This is a genomic window from Methylotetracoccus oryzae, from assembly GCF_006175985.1.
In the GTDB taxonomy this organism is placed as follows: Bacteria; Pseudomonadota; Gammaproteobacteria; order Methylococcales; family Methylococcaceae; genus Methylotetracoccus; species Methylotetracoccus oryzae.
In genome coordinates this window covers 126,142-147,872 of sequence record NZ_SRSH01000004.1, presented here as the reverse complement: position 1 = coordinate 147,872, position 21,731 = coordinate 126,142, and the positions used below count along the sequence as shown (strand labels likewise).

At 64.0% G+C, this 21,731-nt stretch carries 14 protein-coding genes; 8 read left to right on the top strand and 6 right to left on the bottom strand.

Features of this window, described 5'->3' with window-relative positions; translation table 11 throughout:
* Positions 1–35 precede the first annotated feature (35 nt).
* The 8 genes from BWR02_RS05850 (at position 36) to BWR02_RS05815 (ending at position 8,511) form a co-directional block, all read left to right on the top strand.
* A complete protein-coding gene (locus tag BWR02_RS05850) occupies positions 36–1,070 on the top strand; it encodes a LysM peptidoglycan-binding domain-containing protein (protein WP_139556817.1) in 1,035 nt (344 codons plus the stop codon).
* A gap of 4 nt (positions 1,071–1,074) precedes the next feature.
* Positions 1,075–2,190, top strand: a complete 1,116-nt coding sequence (gene dprA / locus BWR02_RS05845; protein ID WP_236101963.1) for a DNA-processing protein DprA — start codon at positions 1,075–1,077, stop codon at positions 2,188–2,190.
* 41 nt (positions 2,191–2,231) lie between these two features.
* Positions 2,232–2,699 carry a Smg family protein gene (locus tag BWR02_RS05840; RefSeq protein WP_129884975.1) on the top strand — a complete coding sequence of 156 codons (468 nt, stop codon included), beginning with the start codon at positions 2,232–2,234 and terminating at the stop codon, positions 2,697–2,699.
* Positions 2,700–2,813: 114 nt separating this feature from the next.
* Positions 2,814–5,117: a type I DNA topoisomerase gene (topA, locus tag BWR02_RS05835; RefSeq protein WP_139556815.1), complete on the top strand. Its 2,304-nt coding sequence runs from the start codon at positions 2,814–2,816 to the stop codon at positions 5,115–5,117.
* 221 nt (positions 5,118–5,338) lie between these two features.
* Entirely contained in the window at positions 5,339–6,568 is a 1,230-nt protein-coding gene (locus BWR02_RS05830) for a pyrophosphate--fructose-6-phosphate 1-phosphotransferase (protein WP_139556814.1), read from the top strand.
* Positions 6,569–6,657: 89 nt separating this feature from the next.
* Positions 6,658–7,485, top strand: coding sequence for a TorF family putative porin (locus tag BWR02_RS05825; RefSeq protein WP_162560042.1), 828 nt, complete (start codon positions 6,658–6,660; stop codon positions 7,483–7,485).
* Positions 7,486–7,755: 270 nt separating this feature from the next.
* Positions 7,756–8,022 (top strand): zf-HC2 domain-containing protein, encoded by a 267-nt coding sequence (locus tag BWR02_RS05820; RefSeq protein ID WP_139556812.1) that lies wholly within the window; start codon positions 7,756–7,758, stop codon positions 8,020–8,022.
* Positions 8,023–8,103: 81 nt separating this feature from the next.
* A complete protein-coding gene (locus BWR02_RS05815) occupies positions 8,104–8,511 on the top strand; it encodes a hypothetical protein (RefSeq protein WP_139556811.1) in 408 nt (135 codons plus the stop codon).
* 1,166 nt (positions 8,512–9,677) lie between these two features.
* Here BWR02_RS05815 and BWR02_RS05810 read toward each other — a convergent pair.
* The 6 genes from BWR02_RS05810 to BWR02_RS05785 form a co-directional block, all read right to left on the bottom strand.
* Positions 9,678–12,683 carry an HYR domain-containing protein gene (locus BWR02_RS05810; protein WP_162560041.1) on the bottom strand — a complete coding sequence of 1,002 codons (3,006 nt, stop codon included), beginning with the start codon at positions 12,681–12,683 and terminating at the stop codon, positions 9,678–9,680.
* A gap of 25 nt (positions 12,684–12,708) precedes the next feature.
* Positions 12,709–13,449 carry a hypothetical protein gene (locus BWR02_RS05805; RefSeq protein ID WP_139556809.1) on the bottom strand — a complete coding sequence of 247 codons (741 nt, stop codon included), beginning with the start codon at positions 13,447–13,449 and terminating at the stop codon, positions 12,709–12,711.
* A gap of 281 nt (positions 13,450–13,730) precedes the next feature.
* The gene (locus BWR02_RS05800) at positions 13,731–16,136 is read right to left on the bottom strand and encodes a hypothetical protein (protein ID WP_139556808.1); all 2,406 of its coding nucleotides are present in this window, start codon (positions 16,134–16,136) and stop codon (positions 13,731–13,733) included.
* Between the two features lie 542 nt (positions 16,137–16,678).
* Positions 16,679–17,197 (bottom strand): REP-associated tyrosine transposase, encoded by a 519-nt coding sequence (locus BWR02_RS05795; protein WP_139556807.1) that lies wholly within the window; start codon positions 17,195–17,197, stop codon positions 16,679–16,681.
* A gap of 208 nt (positions 17,198–17,405) precedes the next feature.
* Entirely contained in the window at positions 17,406–18,356 is a 951-nt protein-coding gene (locus BWR02_RS05790; RefSeq protein WP_162560040.1) for an SCO family protein, read from the bottom strand.
* A 19-nt stretch (positions 18,357–18,375) separates the two neighbouring features.
* Complete coding sequence (locus tag BWR02_RS05785) at positions 18,376–21,243, bottom strand: multicopper oxidase domain-containing protein (protein ID WP_139556805.1); 2,868 nt, start codon at positions 21,241–21,243, stop codon at positions 18,376–18,378.
* Positions 21,244–21,731 lie beyond the last annotated feature (488 nt).

The window sequence follows — 21,731 nt, the reverse complement described above, 5'->3', positions numbered from 1 at the left end:
GAGTCGAGACCCGTCGCAAGCCCGGGAGTTAAGGTATGAACTGGCATCGGATGTGGGTTCTGTGCGTGTCGCTGCTCGGGGCGGCCGGTGTATCGACGAGCGCGCGATCGGTTGAATTGCTGGCTTCGGCCCCGACACAGTATCGGGTCGTCGAGGGTGACACGGTATGGGACGTTGCGTCGCGCTTTCTGGTGCATCCCTGGGAATGGCCCGAACTCTGGCGGCGCAATCCCGCGCTGGCCGATCCTGATCTGATCTATCCGGGCGATGTACTCGAACTGACCCGGTTCGACGGTGAAGCCGAACTCCGCATTGCGGCGGCGTCCGAGGTCCGGCTGCAGCCGCAGGTGAGGGTGAGCGCTCCGCGCCGAGCGATTCCGACGATTCTCATCGAAACGATACGCCCGTTCCTGAGCAGTCCCCGCCCCCTGTCGGAGGACGAAAAGGACGCCGGTCCCTTCATCGTCGCGTTGCCGGACCGGCGGATCGCCGGCGGTGCGCAGGATCGCATCTATGTGCGCGGCCTGCCCCAGGCGCCGGCGCGGGATTTCACCGTGTTCCGCGTCGGTCAGCCGCTGACCGAGGGTGATACCGGCGAGACCCTGGGCTATGAAGGGATCTTCGTCGCGGATGCGACCCTGGTTGCCCCCGGCGATCCCGCAACCCTGGTGATGCTCCGGAACCAGCGCGAGGCGGTCATCGGCGATCGCATCCTGGCACGCAATGCGGGCGAGACCGGGCTTTACGTGCACCCGCATGCCATCAAGAAGCCGCTGCGCGGCCATATCATCGGCGTACTCGATGGCGTGTCACAGATCGGCCAGTACCAGGTCGTGACGCTGGATCGGGGGGCGCGCGACGGTATCGAGTCGGGTCATGTGTTCGAGATCGTGCAACGCGGTATCGAGTTGCGCGATCCCTATGCCGGATTCGGGACGCGGGTCTTCGCTCCGGAACAGTCGGCCGGTGCGCTGCTGGTCTTTCGCGTGTTCGAACGCGTCAGTTATGCGCTGATCCTGCGCGCTTCCCGACCGGTCCATGTGCTCGACATCATCCAGCCCCCCGGTTGATACGGTGTCCGACACCGATCCGAACAGCCTGCGCTACTGGCTCGCCCTGTTGCGGGCGCCACTGTCTGGGGCGCGCCAGTGGCGCCAACTGCTGGAGCTTCACGCCGGTCCGCGTTTCCTGTTCCAGGAATCGCGGGCGGCGCTGGCCGGGCTTGGATTCAAGGCGCCGCTGCTCGATTACCTGAAGGCGCCCGACTGGGGCGGCGTCGAGCGGGATCTCGCCTGGCTGTCCGCGCAGTCCGGGCGCAGTATCCTGACCTTGGCGGATCCCGGGTATCCGCCGTTGCTGCGGGAGATTCCGGCGCCGCCGCCCGTGCTGTTCGTGCTCGGGGACGTTGCGGCGCTGGGCTCGCTGCAGGTCGCCATCGTCGGTAGCCGGAACCCGACACCGCCGGGTCAGCGGACTTCCCGTGAGTTTGCCGCGGCGCTGGCGGCCAGCGGCATTACCGTTACCAGCGGACTCGCGCTCGGCATCGACGCCGCGAGTCATCGCGGCGCGATCGACGGCGGCGGGCGAACCGTCGCGGTGGTCGGTACCGGCCTGGACCAGGTCTATCCGCGGCGCCATGCCGACCTGATGGCCGAAGTGGTCGAGGCAGGGGCGGTAGTGTCCGAGTTTCCGGTCGGCACGCCGCCGCTGCCGGCCCACTTTCCGCGCCGGAACCGCATCATCAGCGGTCTGAGCACCGGCACGCTGGTCGTCGAGGCAAGCCTGCGCTCCGGTTCGCTGATCACGGCCAAGGCGGCCCTGGAGCAGGGGCGGGAGGTGTTCGCGATTCCCGGGTCCATCCACAATCCGATGGCGCGGGGCTGCCATGCGTTGATCAAGGATGGCGCCAAACTGGTCGAAAACGTCGCCGACATTCTGGAGGAACTGGCGGGCTTTGCGGTTGCATGGCAGCCCTCCGACGGCTCTCGTCCGGCTGCCGATCGTCCCGAATCTGCGGCCGCACTCCTGTTGAAATATGTTGCGTGGGAACCCACCTCTGTGGATACTCTAGTAACAGCTAGCGGGATGAGTGCCGAAGAAGTGGCCTATCTGCTGCTAGATCTCGAGCTGAAGGGATACGTCGCGTCAACGCCGACAGGCTGTTACTGCAGAATCACCTACGATGAGTAGGGAGACCCGCATCGCGTGGTCGTCCCCGCTCGAGGCCCGGAATGAAAGAAAACGTCTTCGATGTGCTGATCTATCTGTTTCAAAACTACATGGACGGAGACGAAGAGCATTCGCCAGATCCGGATGCACTTCGGGATGAGTTGCTGGAGGCGGGATTTCCCGGGAAGGAAGTGAGCAGGGCATTCGAGTGGCTCGAGTCATTGGCCGAGCAACCGCCCATTCGATCGCTCTCCTCGCCGTCGTTCCGCGTCTTCTCCCATCAGGAAAAGTCGAGGCTCGATACCGAATGCCGAGGCTTTTTGATGTTTCTCGAACAGTCGGGGATCCTGACGTCCACGAGCCGCGAGTTGGTCATCGACCGGCTGATGGCCTTGCACGAGGACCCCATCACTCTGGAGAACCTGAAATGGGTGGTCCTGATGATCCTGTTCAGTCAGCCGAGTGAGGAAGCGGCCTATGCCAGGATGGAAAACCTGGTCTACGACGCCGTTCCGGAATATCTTCACTGACCCCGCGTCGCCAGTCCTCCGTCCGCAGCGCAGTTGACCCTGCCGCCGCCTGAGGCGGTGGCGACGGCGCGGTGTGTGAATCGCCCCATCTTTCGGACTTCATCCTAAGGCTCCATGAACCAGAATCTGGTCATCGTCGAATCGCCGGCCAAGGCGCGGACCATCGAGAAATACCTGGGCAAGGATTTCCGCGTGTTCGCGTCGTACGGTCATGTCCGCGATCTCGTGCCCAAGGAAGGCGCGGTCGATACGGATCACGACTTCAAGATGAAGTACGACCTCATCGAGAAGAACGAGAAACACGTACAGGCCATCGTCAAGGCGCTGGCCAAGGCCGACGCTCTGTATCTCGCGACCGACCCGGATCGCGAGGGTGAGGCGATCTCCTGGCATCTCTATGAAATTCTGAAGGAAAAGAAGGCGCTGAAGGATCAGCCGGTGCACCGGGTGGTATTCCACGAGATCACGAAGCGCGCGATCACCGAGGCCATCGAGCACCCGAAGGCGCTGTCGCTCGACCTCATCAACGCGCAGCAGGCGCGCCGCGCGCTCGATTATCTGGTCGGTTTCAAGCTCTCCCCCCTGTTGTGGAAGAAAATCCGCCGCGGCTTGTCGGCGGGCCGCGTGCAGAGCCCGGCCTTGCGGATGATCGTCGAGCGCGAACTCGAGATCGAGGCGTTCAAGTCGCAGGAATACTGGACCATCGAGGCCGCGCTGTTGGCCGAGGCGCAGCCTCTCGGTGCGCGCCTCACGCATTACCGTGGCGAGAAGCAGGAACAATTCAGCATCACCAATGCCGAGCAGGCCGCTGCCGTACGCACCGATCTGCTGGCTCAGGCGCAGGGCTTCCTGACGGTCGCCAAGGTCGAAGAGCGGGAGCGCAAGCGTAACCCGGCAGCGCCGTTCACGACCTCGACCCTGCAGCAGGAGGCAGCCCGCAAGCTCGGTTTCACTACCCGGCGCACCATGACGGTTGCGCAGCAACTCTACGAGGGTATCGACCTCGGCGGGGAAAGCGTCGGCCTGATCAGCTACATGCGTACCGACTCGGTCACGCTCGCCGCCGAGGCGATCCAGGAGTTCCGCAAACTGATCGCCGAGCGCTACGGCGCCGACAACGTGCCCGATCAGCCACGCATCTACAAGACCAAGAGCAAGAACGCGCAGGAAGCCCACGAGGCAATCCGCCCGACCTCGGTCTACCGCACGCCGGAAGCCGTCAAGGCGCGTCTGACGCCCGACCAGTTCAAACTGTACAGCCTGATCTGGAAGCGCAGCGTCGCCTGTCAGATGGTCCATGCGACGATCAACACGGTGGCCGTCGATTTCGCCTGCGGCGAAGGCAACACCTTTCGCGCCACCGGTTCGACCGTGACCAATCCGGGCTTCATGGCCGTATACCTGGAAGGCAAGGACGACGCGCCCAGTGAAGAGGACGAGAATTTTCTGCCGGCCCTCAAGGTCGGGCAGACCTTGCCGCTGACCGACATCGTCAACGAGCAGCACTTTACCGAGCCACCGCCGCGGTACACCGAGGCGAGTCTGGTCAAGGCGCTGGAAGAGTACGGGATCGGCCGGCCCTCGACTTACGCCGCCATCATTTCGACCTTGCAACAGCGCCATTACGTGACGCTGGAGTCGAAGCGCTTCACGCCGACCGACGTCGGGCGCATCGTCAACAAGTTCCTGACCGAGCATTTCACCCAGTACGTCGACTACAACTTCACCGCCAATCTCGAGGACGCCCTCGACGCGGTGTCGCGCGGCGAAAAGAACTGGGTTCCGCTGATGCGGGAGTTCTGGGACCCGTTCAAGGCCCTGATCGAGGACAAGGACGAGAACCTGCGTCGGGCGGATGTGACGCATGAGTCGCTGGACGAGGCCTGTCCCGAATGCGGCGGCCAGTTGTCCATTCGGCTCGGCCGGAATGGCCGATTCATCGGTTGCAACAACTACCCGACCTGCAAGTACACGCGGAACATGCAGGGTGAGGAAACCGGGCCCGCGGCCGCCGAGGTCATCGAGGGCCGAACCTGCCCTAAATGTGATTCCGCGCTGATCGTCAAGTCCGGACGTTACGGCAAATTCATCGGTTGCAGCGCCTACCCGAAATGCAAGCACATCGAGCCGATCGAAAAGCCGGCCGACACCGGCGTGCAATGTCCGCAATGCAAGGTGGGTACGCTGAATACGCGCAAGTCGCGATTCGGCAAGTTGTTCTATTCGTGCTCGACGTATCCGACCTGCAGTTATGCCGTCTGGAATCCGCCGCTCGCCGAGCCCTGCCCGCAATGCGGCTGGCCGATACTGACCATCAAGACCGGCAAGCGCCGCGGCACCGAAAAAGTCTGTCCGCAAAAGGAATGCGGCTACGCCGCCCCCGTCGCGGAAGGCGAAGTGGCGGATTCGGCGGCCTAGCCCATCCGGGCTGGCGGCGACGCGCTGTTTCGATGCGGTTGGCTATCGGCGCAGCGCCCGCCCTCCGTTCCCTGGCCTCGGAAACGGCGTCCGGCATGGCCACGACGCGCTTTGTCCGTTAATCTACGCGGCTAAGTCCGGCTCCGACGGCCCGGTGTGGCCCTCCGGCATTTCGCCTTAAGGCGTTCTATCGTTTAACCCCTTAATCGGAAGACCTTGCCATGAACAAACCCAAGAAAGTCGCCATCCTGACCGCCGGCGGTCTGGCTCCGTGCCTCAGCTCCGCTGTCGGCAGCCTGATCGAGCGTTACAGCGAGATCGATCCGTCGATCGAGATCATCTGCTATCGCGGCGGGTACAAGGGCTTGTTGCTGGGCGATTCGTACAAAGTGACCCCGGAGATCCGTGAAAAGGCCGGCCTGTTGCACCGTTTCGGCGGCTCGCCGATCGGCAACAGCCGCGTCAAGCTAACTAACGTCAAGGACTGCATCAAGCGCGGCCTGGTCAAGGAAGGCGAGGATCCGCAGAAGGTCGCGGCCGATCAGCTGGTCAAGGACGGCGTCGACGTGCTGCACACCATCGGCGGCGACGACACCAACACCGCTGCGGCCGACCTCGCCGCTTTTCTCGGACGCAACAACTACGGCCTGACCGTAATCGGCCTGCCGAAGACCGTCGACAACGACGTGTTCCCGATCAAGCAGTCGCTGGGCGCCTGGACGGCGGCCGAGCAGGGTGCCCGCTACTTCTGGAACGTGGTTGCGGAAAACAACTCCAATCCGCGCATGCTGATCGTCCACGAAGTCATGGGCCGCAACTGCGGCTGGCTGACCGCGGCGACCGCGCTCGAATATCGCAAGCTGCTCGACCGCGCCGAATGGTTGCCGGGCATCGGCCTCGATCGTGCCGCCTTTGAAGTGCACGGGGTCTTCATCCCGGAGATGGAAATCAATCTGGCGGCCGAGGCCGACCGCTTGCGCGCCGTCATGGACAAGGTCGACTGCGTCAACATCTTCATTTCGGAAGGCGCCGGCGTCGAAGCGATCGTTGCCGAGATGCAGGCCAAGGGTCAGGAAGTGCCGCGCGATGCCTTCGGCCACATCAAGCTGGATGCGGTCAATCCGGGCAAATGGTTTGGCGAGCAGTTCGCCGCGATGATCGGCGCCGAGAAAACGCTGGTGCAGAAATCCGGTTACTTTGCGCGCGCTGCCGCTGCGAATGTCGAGGACATCCGGTTGATCAAGTCCTGTGCCGATCTCGCCGTCGAGTGCGCGTTCCGCCGCGAGTCCGGCGTGATGGGCCATGACGAGGACCACGGCAATGTGCTGCGCGCGATCGAGTTTCCGCGCATCAAGGGCGGCAAGCCGTTCGACATCGATACACCCTGGTTCACCGAGACTCTGTCGGCGATCGGCCAGACCAAGGGCGCCAAAGTCGCGGTCAGCCATTGACCGGAAGGCCCCTAGGGTAAGTGATGCGGGAGCTTCGGGCTCCCGCTTTCGCATTCACCTGCGTTCACAGCTATCCCGGGTCCTGCAGGATGTCCACCGGCTTCCCTTCGTTGGAGCCGCTCCGGCGGCGTATTCCGGGATGCCCGGTCACGGCCCGCCGGCGGGCTGTCGTGGTGGCCGTGGTCGGCACAATGTACGCCGTCTCCTTGCGGGCTGACGACGACTTTTCGCTGCAGTCGCTGGCTGCGGCATCGAAGTTCGGCGCGCTGGCGACCTTCACGACCAATTACTTCTACCGCGGTTATTCGAAGAGCGATAACCGGCCCACGCTGAGGGGCAATCTCGATTATGAGCACGACAGCGGCTTTTTCGGCGGTGCGTGGCTGTCCTGGGTGGACTTCGGTGATGGGGACTTTCCCGGTCACTCCGACCTGGAGTTTTACCCCTACCTCGGCTACAGCCACGAGATCGACGAGAGCTTTCGCGCGGAGCTCATGGTGTCGCGGTACATCTTCAACGACCGCATCTTCGGCCGCTACTCGGACTACAACGACTACAGCTTGGCCCTGCATTACCGCGATGTGGCCAGTGCCAGGGTCTACTACGCCGACAATGCCTATCATCGCGGCGCGCCGTTCACCACCGTCGAGGTATCGGGCCGCTATCCGGTCATGGAGTCCCTGGAGTTCTCGGCCGGGGCCGGGTACAACGCCGCGAGACAGGTTCTCGAATACGATTCAGCGTACTGGCACGCCGGCCTGACCTGGTACTGGAGCCACCTCGCTTTCGATTTCCGATACATTGATGGCAAGTGGACCAGCGACCTGCCATCCCCGGCAAGCATCGTTGAACACCACGAGTTCGAATTGCCGCTTCCGGATCCCAAGTTCATGTTTTCGCTGACGGCAGGCTACTGAGTACGAGCGTGCGCCCGACGCGCCTCGGCCGCGGCACGGCAGGTTGGCAGAGCGGTGCGGCGAAAGCGAAGCAGTCCGTGGGTTTCTTGGCGACAGATTGAACCTTTCCTGATTTCAGGGGAACCTATAGTCATAAGATGTAGCGGAGATGCTTTTTTGGCACGCTGCCGATTCAGGCAAGCGCCTCCCGCGCATCCATGAAGTTCGCGCCGAGTGACGATATGCTTGCTTGGTTCGAACGCTCCATGTGCACTGAATCTGGGGTGAAGCATGAGTCAGAACGACAGCTCTGTTCCTGAAGTTGACCGTCATGAGGAGGCCAGCATACTGCTGCCGTGGTACGCAAACGGCACGCTGGCTCCGTCCGAACACCGAAAGGTGTCATCCCACCTTGCCTCGTGCGCGGGATGTCGCAAGGCCCTGGCCGAGTTCCAGAAGGTGCAGACGCTCTGGCAGCACGAAAATTCGGCGCCGTTCGACGTGGAGTCGGGCCTGGCGCGGTTGCTGAGCACGATCGACCAGAACGAGCATTGCTAAGTCACCGCGGGGGAATGTCCGCCGGAATCGGTCCCGAATGGTCCCGCGAAACGGTCGCGACGTTCCGGACTCGGCACCCGGTTGCTCGTCTGGCTGCATGGCCACGGGGACCCTCACCATCGCGGCCTCACGCTGGCCTCGGTGGCCGGAGCGGCGCTCGTCGCGCTGGTTACCTTTCGGCCGTGGGGCGGGCTGGAAACCGGGGCATTTCGTACCCTGGGGTTTCCCGAGTCGGCCGACTCCCCTGCACGAAAGGATGTGCGGGTGGTGTTTGCGCCATCCACCAATATGCAGCGCGTCATTGAGAGCCTCGCCTCGGTGAATGGGCGCATCATCGACGGGCCGACACAACTCGGCGTGTTCACGGTAAGACTCGAAGCGACAACGGGCGACGAGGAGCCGCTTGCCGCACTGGTCGCACGCCTCCGCGAAGACGCGGCCATCGTGCTGGCCGAGCCCGCGGTGCCATACCCAGTGAAAGACCATTGATCCATGGTCCGATTCGGCTTCCCCAAGCGCTGCGATCCAGCGCCCGATCCCTACAGGAACTCACCGGATCATTGAGCGCACGCTGCGTCTCGCGCTGAACCGAGTGTCTGCCGGGCCCAGCGCGTAGCGAATCCCAGGTAGCCCCGGTCTTCCTCGCGGGCATTACCCACCCCGCGCACGCCCGCCTGATACGGTCTGGGGTGATCCACGCCCTGCCCTGGGCGACCGCATCAAGGCCTCGGTCGTGGCGATCCACTCGGGATTGGCGTGCCCGCAGCCCAAGGCGATGCGGTCGCTGAAGTCGGCTGCGGGCTGCCATGCGCGTTGTCATCGCACGAATGTTCTGTGCTTGCCCGGAAAGAGTCACCGCTACCGCCGGCCTCGCCACGCTCCCCGGCGGGAGACAGAATAATCGCGGATCTATGGCTACCGGCCATCCGCTCACAGGATGGCCAGCATGAACAGTACAGGGCGCTTGCCGCTCGCACGGCATCGAACGTGTCGTGATCTACGCCGAGACCGCCGGCAACAAGGCGATTGCCCTGGCACCGTGTCCTGGCGGGGCGTCCCGCGCCATTGGGGGGCAACCCTTCCTTGTCCTCGTCTCCCCGCCCGCCCAGTTCCGATCGGAATCGAAGTCGCCGGTCCGTAACCCCGGTGGAAGCGCTTTCTCTGGCGCCATGCGCCGGCACCTGAGACTCCTCGTCAGCTATGGTCGCTAACAGCGCCAAGGTCCTTCCATCAGTGGCCTCGCACGGTCCGCGCCGGTTCAGATATGTCGCGCTATCCGCTCGACATGAGTTCTGATTGGCCCCGTCGTCGAGCCGAGCGTTATCCCTCCGAGAGGGAGATCGGTGAGAGGATGAGAGGAGAGGACGGGCCCCGCAACGTGGAGGCATGCTTGGGGCCGGCGTGACGGACACCGATCAACCCACGCTTCGGTGATGTGAAAGTGTGCCTGTGCCGTGAGCTCCTTGCCACGCCACCGCATCGTCTCACGACATTTAGGTGCCGCTGGGGAGGGATCTGCTGCTATATGGATATATCGCTGTGCCTATCGAAACGTCTCGCCGCGATTGCTTTGTCTTCGTTCAAGAAAAAGCCCCGGGACCTTACGGCCTCGGGGCTTTGCAGTGCGCTACGCAGCGCGGATTGGATACACGGTGCTACCGAAGGGTGACCGTGAGGTTGTTCCGGCTCGTCCCCGTTGCCGAGGTGCGCAGGCTGATCGGCGTGACGCATGCCGGTCCGTTAGAGGTCGCATAACGCCAGGTGCCGTTGGTGCTCACGGTGCGCGGCGTGCCCAGCCGGTTGCTGGCAAGGTTGGCGGGTACGGTTGGCGTCGTGTAGAGCTGGACCGTATTGTTGGTTCTCATCGAGCTCGTGCCCGCAACCGTCCACTGCCCCTGCGTCGCGGAAACCCGAGTGCATACGGCCTGGGTAATGGCGATCGTCTCGGTCGCAGCGGCATTGACCGTTACCTGCTGTACGCAGGTGGCGCTCAAGCCGGCCTGGTCCGTTGCGCGCCAGTTTACCGTGGTCGTGCCGAGCGGCAGACTGGCCGGTGCCCCGGTTACGACCGGTGTCCCCAGATTGTCGCTCGCCGCCGGCTGCGGCAAGGCTTGGCCCTGCGTTAGCGTGACGGTTGCCGGGCAGCTCAGGAAGCTGGGAGACTGCAGGTCGACATTGACCGATACATTGGTCGTGGCCGTACCGCCAGCGCTGGTCGAGGAACACGAGAACGCTTGACCGAGGCCGCTGAGGCTGGTCGAGCCTGGTGCGCAGGCGGACGCGGTTGATTCTGCATCCGTTACTGTCCACGAAACCGTGACCGCTCCGACGTACCACCCGTTGGCGCCCAGGGTCCCGCTGATCACCGGAGTGATCACGGGCGGCGTGTTGTCGCCCACGCGGACGGTGAAGCTGGCCGTCGAGCGATTGCCGGCATTATCGGTGGCAGCGCAGTTGACGGTGGTCGTGCCGACCGGGAAGGTGGCACCCGACAGCGGGACGCAGCTCGCCGCTCCGGCCAGCCCGGAACCCGTGTCGCTGGCCGTCGGGCTGGCGTAGGTCACGACCGACCCGGCCGGGCTGGTGGCGGCGACGCTCAGTGGTGCGGGGACGCCGGCGAGTGTCGGTGCCACGGTATCAACATTGACGGGCGTGGATGTGCGTGTGGCCGTACCGCCGGCACTGGTCGCCGAGCAGCTCGCGGTCAGAGCCGTGCCGTTCCCCAGCGTGGTTGCCGTACACGCCGGCGAGGTGATCGCCGACTCGCCATCGGTGACGGTCCACGCGACGTTGACGGCGCTGCGGTACCAGCCATTGCTGCCCAGCGTGCCGGTCACGGCCGGGGTGATTACCGGCGCGCTCGTATCGGCCACCGTGACTGCAAAGCTGGCAGTCTGCGCGTTGCCCGCATTGTCGCTGGCGCTACAGGTGACGTTCGTCGTGCCCATCGGGAAGTTGGCTCCGGATGCCGGCAAACAGCTCACCGTGCCGGCCAGGCCGGAGGTCGCGTCGGTTGCGGTCGGTGCCGTGTAGCTCACGAATGCGCCGGTGCTGCCGGTCGCACTGACGGTCATCGCTGCCGGAACGCCGGTGAACACCGGTTTCACGGTATCGATCTTGACCGCCGTTGTCGTGCGGTTGGTGGTGCCGCCGGTGCTGGTCGCAGCACAGCTGGCCGTTTTCGCGGCCCCGTCCGTGAGCGTTGCGGCCGCACAGGCGGGACTGGTCACCGTCGTCTCCGGGTCGGAAACCTGCCAGGTGACCGCGACCGCGGTCGTGTACCAACCGGCGAGACCGTTCGGTGCGGCCGGCGACACCGTGTAGTTGACGACCGGCGGCGTGGTGTCTGCTTGGCCAATCTGTACGGTCTGCGCGCAGGTGGCGCGGTTGCCGTTGGCATCGGTGGCTGCCCAGGTCACGGTGTTCTTCCCGGCCGGAAAGGTCGCCGGGCGGTTGTTGGTGATGACCGGTGCCGAGTCCAGGTTGTCGATGGCGGTCGCCGTGCCGAGGCCCGCCGGCTGAGTGCCGTTGGTGGTCACATTGGCCGGGCACGTGATCGTCGGTAGCGTAGTGTCCGGGTTCAGCAGGAAGGCATGGCGTTCGACCGTGATAGTGTTGGCCAGGGTGTTGGTCCGGGTCAGCGTGCCGAGTCCGACGATTTGCCCGATATCGTTGATGCCGTAGGCTTCGGTCAGCACCCATCCGGTGTTGGGCAGCACCAGCCCGTTCAGGTCGGCCATCGCGGTCGCGGCGGCCTTGCGGATGATCGCGCGGCGCGCGCCGTCGCCAGCCGTGGTCGAGTAGCCGACCACGTCGCCGGCGAGGTTGATGTCGTAGCCTTCGCTGAAATTGCTGGTGGTGGTCAGGCGGCCCAGGTCGGTCATGCCCTGCCCGGCTCGCCACAGAAACGCGCGATGGCCGGTGTCGCCGGTGATGTTGGCGTAGCCGGTGACCTGGCCGTTGGCGTTGATGGCATAGGCCTCGCTATGGGTGCCGCCGAGCGTGCCGAGGTCGGTCGGCAGCGCGGTATAGGGCGGCGACCATAATGCGGCATGAAAACTTCGCGGGGCATTGTCGGCAAAACCGACGACCTGACCGGCCTCGTTGATGTCGCTGCCCTGGCTGCGGACGCCGGTGGCATTGAAGGTGCGCAGCGTCGCGAAGGTATCGACCGCCGGGGCGGGCAGATCCTGCCAGACAAAACCCAGTTCGTTGCCATTGGCCTGCGCTGAAGCGCCGGTCACGACCGCACTGTTGTTGATCGCTAGGGCGCGGCCGGTGCCGCCGCCCAAAGTGGGCAGGGCCAGCGGGGCCGCGCCCGCGCGCCAGACGAACCCGCGTGTCGCGGTCTCATCGGCCAGGAACGAGAGTCCGACCACCTGGCCGACGTCGTTCAAATTGATGGCCTGGGCGTGCGTGCCGCCGAGGGTCGGCAGTTCCTGCAAGCCGAGGCCGTCCTGCCACAGCAGCGGCTTCAGCGCGGTGGCGCCAGCGCTCGCCGAGAAACCGGCGACATCGCCGGCCTCGTTGATCCGGGGGGCCTGGCTAAGTTTGCCGCCGAAGGTGCCGAGATCGGTGATGGTGTACTGGGGCGCGGCCAGTGCCGCGCCGAAGGGCAGGGCGCAGGCTAGCGGAGCCGCCAGCAAGGCTCTGATGTTCATCCTTAGGTTCATGGTATGCGATGCCTCAGAAATTGCTCAGCGGAAGGACGGTGTAGCGATCGCCCTGGATGGAGCCGCCACCGGTCGCGATGACCGTCACTTCGGTAAAGCCGTGGGGGTCTTCGACCCCGACGAAGGGGGTGTTGCCGCGCAGTTCCTGGGTCAGATCATGGACGGGCGTGACCTGGCCATTGACGACGAACTGGACCCCATCGACCAGACGGCCTTCGGTCAGGTCGGGGGTGTCGGTCTGTATGTAGGGATCCACATGGAAGCCGAATTGCGCAACCCGTCGGTTGAACCGGACCTGGAACACGCGTGTACTCTCGGTCGGTTGACCCACTAGCGTGACGCTACGAGCATTTACGCCGTACTCCACCGTGGTCTTGTCCAGGCCGCTGTCGGCGTCGGCGGCCGTCCAGGGAAGAGTCGGGACCGGGTGATGGGTGATGTTGTGGTACGAGAAGTAGTCGGGACCCAGATTCATAAGGCCATTGCCGCAGTTGATATTGCTGGCGTTCAGGTCGGCGGTCAGGAAGCAGGCGGTGATGCCCTCGCCGGCAGCATTCAGACGGGTCTGCAGCGTGCTGCGGGCGGTGGCCGTGGCCAGGCTGACCTTGGCCGGGTCGATGTAGAAGAAGGAAAAGGTGGTCTTGCCGGCCTTCACGGCGTTCGCCGCGATCAGCCGCGGCGCTGCGTGCCCTGGCAATGCCAGGGTCACGCCCAACAACAGCGCGAGGGTTCCAGTGAGTCGTCTAATGGTCATTTTCATGCCTTGATTTTTGGTCGGTTGCTTTCTATGCCCGCCGCTCTCGGCAGGCCAAGGCTTGCAGGTACTAATCAGTGCGGTGCTTGGCTGGCAACATGGAAGGGGTCCAAATCGCTTGGAACACCCATGTGTCATGCCGTGGCAGTCTCGCGGCAAAAAAAAAAAGGGCTCCGGGCCGGCCGGTTATGGCTGGCCCCAAACCCTCGATAATCCCCTTAGGAAGACCGCCGGCATCCCGTGACGCCGGCGGAGCGCTTCGCTTTTCGAGAGGGGCTGCGTTACAGCGTGCCGGTGCGCGAGCCGCGACCGCCGCTGGTCGTGGTGCAACCCATGACCCAGGTGTTGCCGGCCGGAACCGGCGATCCACCCGTCACGACATAGGCATTGGTGCCTGCACCGGGCGTTGCGCTGCCGACGGTACCGAGCGGGGTGCCCGTGCCGTTGGCGTAGGCCGCGGTGCTGGCGTAGAGCCGGCAAGTTGCCGCGGGCGCCAGTGTCACTGCTCCTGCGGCGCCTGCGTAGGTGCTGGTGAAGCGGATATCCCAGGCGTTGCCGAAGCGGACGCGCTGGAAGGCGATCGCTTCAGTCGCGGACTTCAACACGATGGTTACAGTGGTCGGAGCCGACCGGCGGCCATTGCCGGAAGTGTTGCCCACGGTGTACTGCACGGTGAATGCCGTATTGTTGGCGGTCCCGCCCTGGCCTGCCGGCACGTAGCGCAGCGAGCCGTCAGACTGAACTGTCACAGTACCCCGTGGGCCAGTGAGCGATTTGCCGCCGGCGCCCAGCGTGTAGCCGGCGAGCGGGGCGAGTTCCACGCTGGTACGGTCGATCGGTGTCGTCGTCACGCCGGTGACGTCATTGTTGAGGATGTTGATCGTCGCGCCGGTGCTGGTGCGGAACACGCCCTGCGCATCGGCCACGCCGACCGGCGGTGCCACGCTCTGGGTCACGTTCAACAAGGCTTCGGCCACGTTCGATACGACGCCGCTCGAAGCGTCCTGAAACGCATAGAAGAACTTCTGTACCGACGTTTGCATGCCTTCCACGGCCGCATAGCTGACGACGCCGGTCGCGGGGTCGCGGTAGACGCTGCCAATCTCCGGCTGGCTGACGATGACCACGCGCTGGTTCGGATCGCCAGTCAACGGAAGGACGGTTGCCCCCGTGCCGAGGATATCGATCGCACTACCCGAAGCCGTCTGGGAAACTTGCGCTTCCGAGCTGTTGCCGGTGGCCAGGACGACCGGCTGGCTGCGCTCGCTGCCGCCCTTGCTGGACGAAACCAGAATGCCTTCCGGTGCGAAACGCTGGTCCGGAGCGAAATCGCTCAGGTTCCTCTCCAATACCACGTCGCCCGGTCCGCCGGCACAGGAGCCCGTCGCCGGTCCGAAGGCGCCATAGGCGGGTGCTTCCAGGCTCAGCGGATTCGGGCTCAGCGGGTTGGTGCTGTCTTCGTCACCGGAGTGGGCGGCGATGCATAGCGTGTTCGTTTGCGGATTGAACTCCGACTTGGTGACGACGACGGCATCGACGACGGCGGCGAGGTCGCGGGACTGGGGGTTGCTGGTCAGGTTTGTCACGGCGACCTGCGCGGGCAAGGTGCCGCCGCGCGGGAATTCCAGATGGGCATGGTAGGTGCCGGTCTTGGCCCCCGCCTTGGTTTCTTCCTTTAGCGTGATGCTGGGGACCTGCTGCGTCTGGTTGTCCGCCGCGGTGAGCACCAGATTCTGGTTCTTGGGGCCGGAGACCCAGACATCCAGACCCACGGCCGTCGGATTGCGCGTGTAGGCCGCCTTCGTGATCTGCACCGGATCCGCGATGGGAGCATCCCAGATTAGGCCTGAAACGGCCGCATTTTCCTCGAACATCGGCACGCCGACACCGGCGCCCAGGTCGCAGTAACTCGGCGGAATGACTTCGACGTAGTTGTTGAATCCCTTGTCCTCATGTCCCGGACCCGCCGGCAGGGTGCTTCCAACGAAGGTGTGCGGGATGTTGGGGTCGCCGACGTACTTGCGCGCCGGACCGGCCGGCTGAGGCATCGTGATGGCCGGGTTGGCCGCGCTGGCCGGGGCGTCGTTCGCGCCCACGTGATCCCAAACCAGGAACGGGCCCGTATGGCCCTTCAGCGCGCCTTCGAAATCACCCGAGATGGGCGCGATGTCGTCAGTGTAGAACAGGGCGCGGCGGCCGACGTCCAGATCGAACTCATGCACCTTGAAGGGCGTGCGGACGGTGTAGTGGCCCGCGCAGCCGGCCGGCACGTCGAATATCATGCGCTCGCGGGAGAAGACGACTTCATTGGCCGCGCTCGCCGCGGTGCGTGTGGCCGGCGGTGCGCCGTTGGCGGTCAGATAGGCCATTTCCAGATGGCCCATCCAGTGGAAATTGCCGCCGGTCAGCGGGATCGTGACGTCGGCGGTGGCGTAGAAGCCTTCCTCGCCAAAGTTGCCCGGAAACCCGTTCGGGTCGACGCCTGCCAGCAGGCACAGCGGCCCGTTGCCGGCATCGTCGGTGTTGATGCACTGACCCATCGCCAGGCCGTCGGCATCACGGTACCAGTCGGGGAAGAAATTGGTCCGGTTGACCGGGCCGTGATCGCGCAGTTCGGCGCAGGCCAGCCCGCTGGCCAGTGCCAGCGAGACCGACACGGCCAATTTGGACAATTCGAAGGTCTTCATGTATTCGTTCTCTCCGCTACATCAATTGCTGCTTGAACCGGCTCATCTGCTTGGCAGGTTCGGGTTGTTCACCTGACGATCATGGCCGCCACGGCCCCTCTCGTTCACTCATCCGCTCATCGATAATCCAGCGTTATCGAAACCATGTATTCGCGACTTGGCGCTTCAGGTTCATGGTTGCGAAAAATAATTTTTTCGAACGCCGGAAAACGCGGCGGCAGAGTGGCTGCGATAGGGGGAGGTGGTGGCTTGCACATCCGGAGCTGTAGGGCGGATAAGGCGTCAGCCGCATCCGCGCGTTGGGCTGTGCGCCCGGCCGCGATGGTGCTTGGTGGATGCGCTGCGCTTATCCACCCTACCGATTGGTGATTTGTAGGACGGATAAGGCGTTAGCCGCATCCGCGGCAAGCTCCGGCAGGCGGGGATGAATCCGCCCTAACGGGTGCTGTTCCATCAGAATGCGCTGCGCTTATCCACCCTACCGATTGGTGATTTGTAGGACGGATAAGGCGTTAGCCGCATCCGCGCGCTCGGGGTCGGGCTTACTCGCAATCGAGATCGGCGATGTCGGTCGGCTCGCTGGCGCCCCACGAGGGCTCATACCAGCCCTGTGCAACGGCCCGTTTGAAACTGGACCACCGCCAGTCGGCCGGCCGCGCGGCCAAACCATGCTTGACCGGGTTGTAATGGATGTAATCGAGGTGCCGGCGCCAGTCGGCTTCGTCACGGATCGCATGTTCCCAATAGCGTCGCTGCCAAACCTGACGTTCGCGGCGGGCGTCGGACACGGGATCGATGCGTGCCGATGCGGCTTTTTTGATTTCCCGCCAACGCGCGGGGTAGTCGGCGTCGCCATCGGGCAGGCGCCAGATGCAATGCAGGTGATCGGGCAACACGACGATGCCGTGGATAGCGAAGGGATGGGATTGGCGCACGCGCCGGAAGGCGTCACGCAGAGACGCAATGTGGATGTCATCCGCGAACCATGGGTGCCGCCCATGTGTCACGACGGTGAAGAAGTACGTGCCGCCCGGCACGAACACGCGGCGGTAACGGCTCATGGCGATCGCCCCGTTTTTCAAAGGTGGTGGATGCGCTGCGCTTATCCACCCTACGGCTCAATCGTAGGGCACTGTCGGTGGATGCGCTGCGCCCTTCGGCTTCGCCCAGGGCTGGCTTATCCACCCTACCGATGATGCAAATTTGTAGGGCGGATAAGGCGTCTGCCGCATCCGCGGTAAGCTACGGCAGGTGGGGATGAATCCGCCCTTATGGGTGCTGTTCCATCAGCGCGATCAGCGTGTCGATCTCGCGGTCGCTGAGCTTCAGATTCGGCATCGGCACCTGTCGATACTGATCGTACAAGGCCAGCGCGGTCGGGTCCTTCCCTGCGATCATCCGGTCCGGTTCCTTGAGCCAGCGTTTGAGCCAGCCGCGGTCGCGCCGCTGGACCACGCCGGCCAGGCCCGGCCCCAGGTTATCGTCGGCGCCGAGGCTGTGGCAGTTCGCGCACTGCGACTGGAACAGTTCTTCACCGGGAGAGGCGGGCATGACCGCCGCCGCGTGGGCCGTGACCTCCGACTTGCCGGACGTCCCGCGGCGGGCCAGCATGCGGGTGTCGAGGATGCGCGCCAGCGCCTCGGGGTTGTCGAACGGCGAGCGCTTGATCCATTGTCCGCCCCGCTCGTTGCCCATCAGGATCACGATGCTGTGCTCGCCGAGTTCCTTCTCGGGTTTGCCGTCTTCGCGGTACATACCAAGCTTTTCGCGGATCCGCGTCACGTCCTCCTTACGCCCAGTCAGGAAAGTCCAGCCCGGTCCGGTATTGAAGCGGCTCGCGTACTCCTTCAGCACCTGTGGGTTATCCCGGTTCCCGTCAATACTGATGGTGTAAAAGAAGATATCGCGACCCATCCGTTCGCCCAGCGCCTTCGCCACCTTGCGCAGCGCGGCGGTTTCTATCGGGCAACTGGCGGTGCACCGGGTGTAGATGAAGTTGATCGCGAACACCTTGTCCTTGATCAGGTCGTCGTAGAACCGCACGGTGTGGCCGTCCTGATCGACCAGTTCCACGTTCGGAAAATAGTTTGCGCCCCAGGGAGAGCCCGCAGGGACAGCCCAGACCGGGCTGCCCCCCAGGTTCGCCGCGAGACCCGCCAGCAGGATCAGGCCGGCTTTCGCCGCCCGACCCGCCGCCTTGATACGCGCGTTGATGGTCATGAGCGTGTGGCCCTTCCCATCACTTCGGCGCGACGCCGGTGTTGGCTCGCGGCTTGCCGAACGCGGCCGGCAGCGCGAAGTTCTTTGCTTCGGTCGTGGTCTTGCTGCCGGTGTCGGCCGTGGGCAGCTTGTAGGTCGACCCGGGCAGGCCGTTGTGCACCTCGTCGTAGTGCGGGCCGTCCCATTCCGGGTGAGGCGTGCGCACCCACGAGGCATGGTCGGCATTCTCGCTGTCCCAGCGCAGCAGCATCGCGTTGTCCTCATGCTGGGTGTTGTGACAGTGTTCCACGTAACTTCCGGTGAAGTCGCGGACCCGGATCGCAATATCGATGCGCCCCGCCGAGTTCACTTCGGCCCCCAAACGATACATGTCCTTGCGGCCGAAGCGCTCCCAACTCGGTACTGCAATGTTCCCCGTATCGGCCGCATTGCGCTTGTTGATGATCTGGCCTTCCTCGAAGTGGATGTGCGCCGGGTGCGACCAGCCGCCGGAGGTGCCTTTCAGATGCCAGATTTCGACCGAGTTCTTGACCGGCGCAGCCGATATTCGGGCCAGATCGGCGTTGAGGCCCACGCCGCCGTCGGTGGCCAGCGTCCACGGCTTCGTGCCGTCGTTGAGCGCGTCCGGCTTCTTGCCGTAGACGAAGGTCCGGTGCTTGGCCGCGGCCAGTTCCGCTGCCGTGAAGGTCGGCATCGGCAGCATGACCCTGCCCGGTACGGTTTTCTTGGTCACCGCGTCCACCACCGTCTCGGTGTACAGCGCCGGGTTCATGCTCTTGTCGGTAAGACCGGCCGGCATCGGGCGCAGGCGGAACTCCATGAACTTGCCGATCGCCAAGTCCGCGCCGTTGTAGCCCGTCTTGTTGTTGCCGTTGAAGGCATTCCAGGCCTGGGCGAGCGTGACCGGCGCCTTCGGCCCGTCGCCAACCGCGTGCTCCATCAGGTTGACCAGGTAGACTTTGCGGATGCCCTTGGCGTACAGCGGCGCGAAGTCGACGATGATGTCGTAGCGCTCGGCAATGGACTGCGTCGGCAAGCCGGTGCCGGCTTCGGTGTTCGGGAAGGCGACCGAATGCTCCATGATGTTGCCGTCGTTGGCGATCAGGTGGAACGGCACTTGCACGCCATTCTGGTCGACGACCGCGATCTTCTGGTAGCGCGACACACTGCCGTTCAGGATGCGGAAACGGTAACGCCGGGATCGCACGTCCATGTAGGGCTTGTAGACCATGTTCACGGTCATCACGTCGCCGAGGAAGCCGCCCTTGTTCAGCGGGTTGAACCAGAGCTGACCGTTGGCATCGAAGGCCTTGTCGGCAACTACCAGATTCACGTCGTAGTCGCGGTTGCCCCAGCTTTTCGCGGTACCGCTCGGCAAGCACAGGTTCAGATTGGTCTCACTGAGGGTCGGCTCGGCGGTCGTGCGGCAGTTGAAGTCCTCGTTCCCGCGATCGATACCGCTGTAGATGTTCATGACCGCGGCGTTGCCCTTATAGACGTTCTGCGCGGTGTAGTCCTCCATGTGGTCGTGGAACCACAGCGTGCTCTGGATCTCCCGGAAATCGCCGGGCACCTTAATGATGCCGGTCGCCGGGCAAGTCACGCCGTTGAAGGCTTCGCCCGGCGTGCACGGTGTCGATGCCCGTGGGTCGGTCGCGTCCGTGTTGATGGAGTCGTGACCGGCCAGAACCAGCGGCCAGTGGTAGTCGTAGAACTGACCGGGATAGAACCATGCCCCCGCGAAGCCGTCGCTCTCGGCCGGGTTGTGCATGTTGTGGGCATGGGTCGAAATGGTGTGGGTGCCGAAACCCATGTTCGAGCTAACATCGTTGACGATGGGCAGCGCGTTATGGTGGCGGAACAGGATCGGCTCGGCGTAGCGCGCCATCAACAGATGCAGCGGTATCGTCCCGTCGAAGGTCCAGACCGAGTTGGGGTCCTGGATCGGCCAGTTCGGATTCAAGGGATTGACTCTGACCGGAATGCCCTTGGTCGTGCCCTCGAAGGCCTTGATATAGGTGCCCTCGACGGTCGCCGGGGCATCCTTGGGTGTTGCCCAGAGAGGGCTGTCCACACCGGGCGCGTAGGGCGAGGTTACGGTGTTGTGGTACAAGCCATTCGGACCGAACTCGCTGAAGCCGATGAGGTCCTTGCCATACCCATGTGACTGATAGCGGTCGCGGGCACCACCGCTGGTGCGGGCGCCGGCCATGATGGCCTGAAAGAACTTCTTCGGTGCAAACTCGCTCCAGCGCTGATGTTTGAAGTCCTCACCCCAAGGACGGCCGTCCATCGGCATGTCCATTTCGGCGATGAGCGGGTCATCGCCGCCGAGGCAGTCCTTGATCAGAGCTTGCCAAGGGTTGCCATGTTTGAAGCCGCCCCCCGCCTGCAGTTCCTCGTTGGCCAGTTCTCCCGGCAGCGGGTACAACCCGGTCATCTTGATGATGTCGTCCAGGGCGCTGGGTCGCGGAGTACCATGACACGGGTCCAGGTCAAAGCCGAAGGTGGCCACGGCTTCCGGCAGGCCCAGCGTGGCGGGTGCGCCGCTTTTCGGGTCGATCGCCGGTGCCTCGATGCCGGTGTAGTCGCTGGTGCCGAACTCCTCGACTAGCACGATACGCGCCTTGAACGGTGTTGCCCCGAACAACGGGCTGCGCTGCTCCGCGCCGGTCGGCACACTGAGAATGGCGGCGTCCGTTGGGCCTGCCATCATCGTGAGCGCACCCGCCAGTCCCGCCAGCGCTGCCGACACGGCGCGCCTGTTTGCGGTTTTCAGGATGTATCCCTTGCCCAGCAAGCGTTCGGGCGCTTCATTGACGTCGCGCAGGACGTGTTCGGCGGGGGGTCGGTTGCTGGTAAGCAGCCCGACTCTGTTGATCTTCATTACTTACGTTCTCCAGGTTGCGTCTCAAAGGGATTGCGGCTTCCCCCTACACGCTCTCTATCCCGCTGGCATCAGTAATGGTTCAACACAGCCGAAAAAAAATCGGGTGCAGAGCGCCTATGGGGCGACCCGGTGCGGGCTGGTGCGGCCACGTGGCGTCCTGGCTTCGGGCGACTTTAGGCGCCCACATTGCCGCCTGTGCCCATGGAACTCTCGAGCGGCCTGGCTTTGGCGGAGCCACGGTGCCTTTTCAGCGGGTTTTCGTTCGCCCAGGGCGCTGATGAACTCCAGATGCGCACGCCCGCTCTGACTCGAGCGAGGTGTCTGATCGCTTTACACGCGGGGGCCGTTCCGATCCGATAATATGAATTAAAGATATTGAAAGGTAACGAAAAATTTCTTATATGGTCGGTATGGCGCACCATTTGCTTTCTGCGTCCCAGAGGTGTTGAAAGGCGGTATGACCCCTCATCGGTGTTTGATTGCCA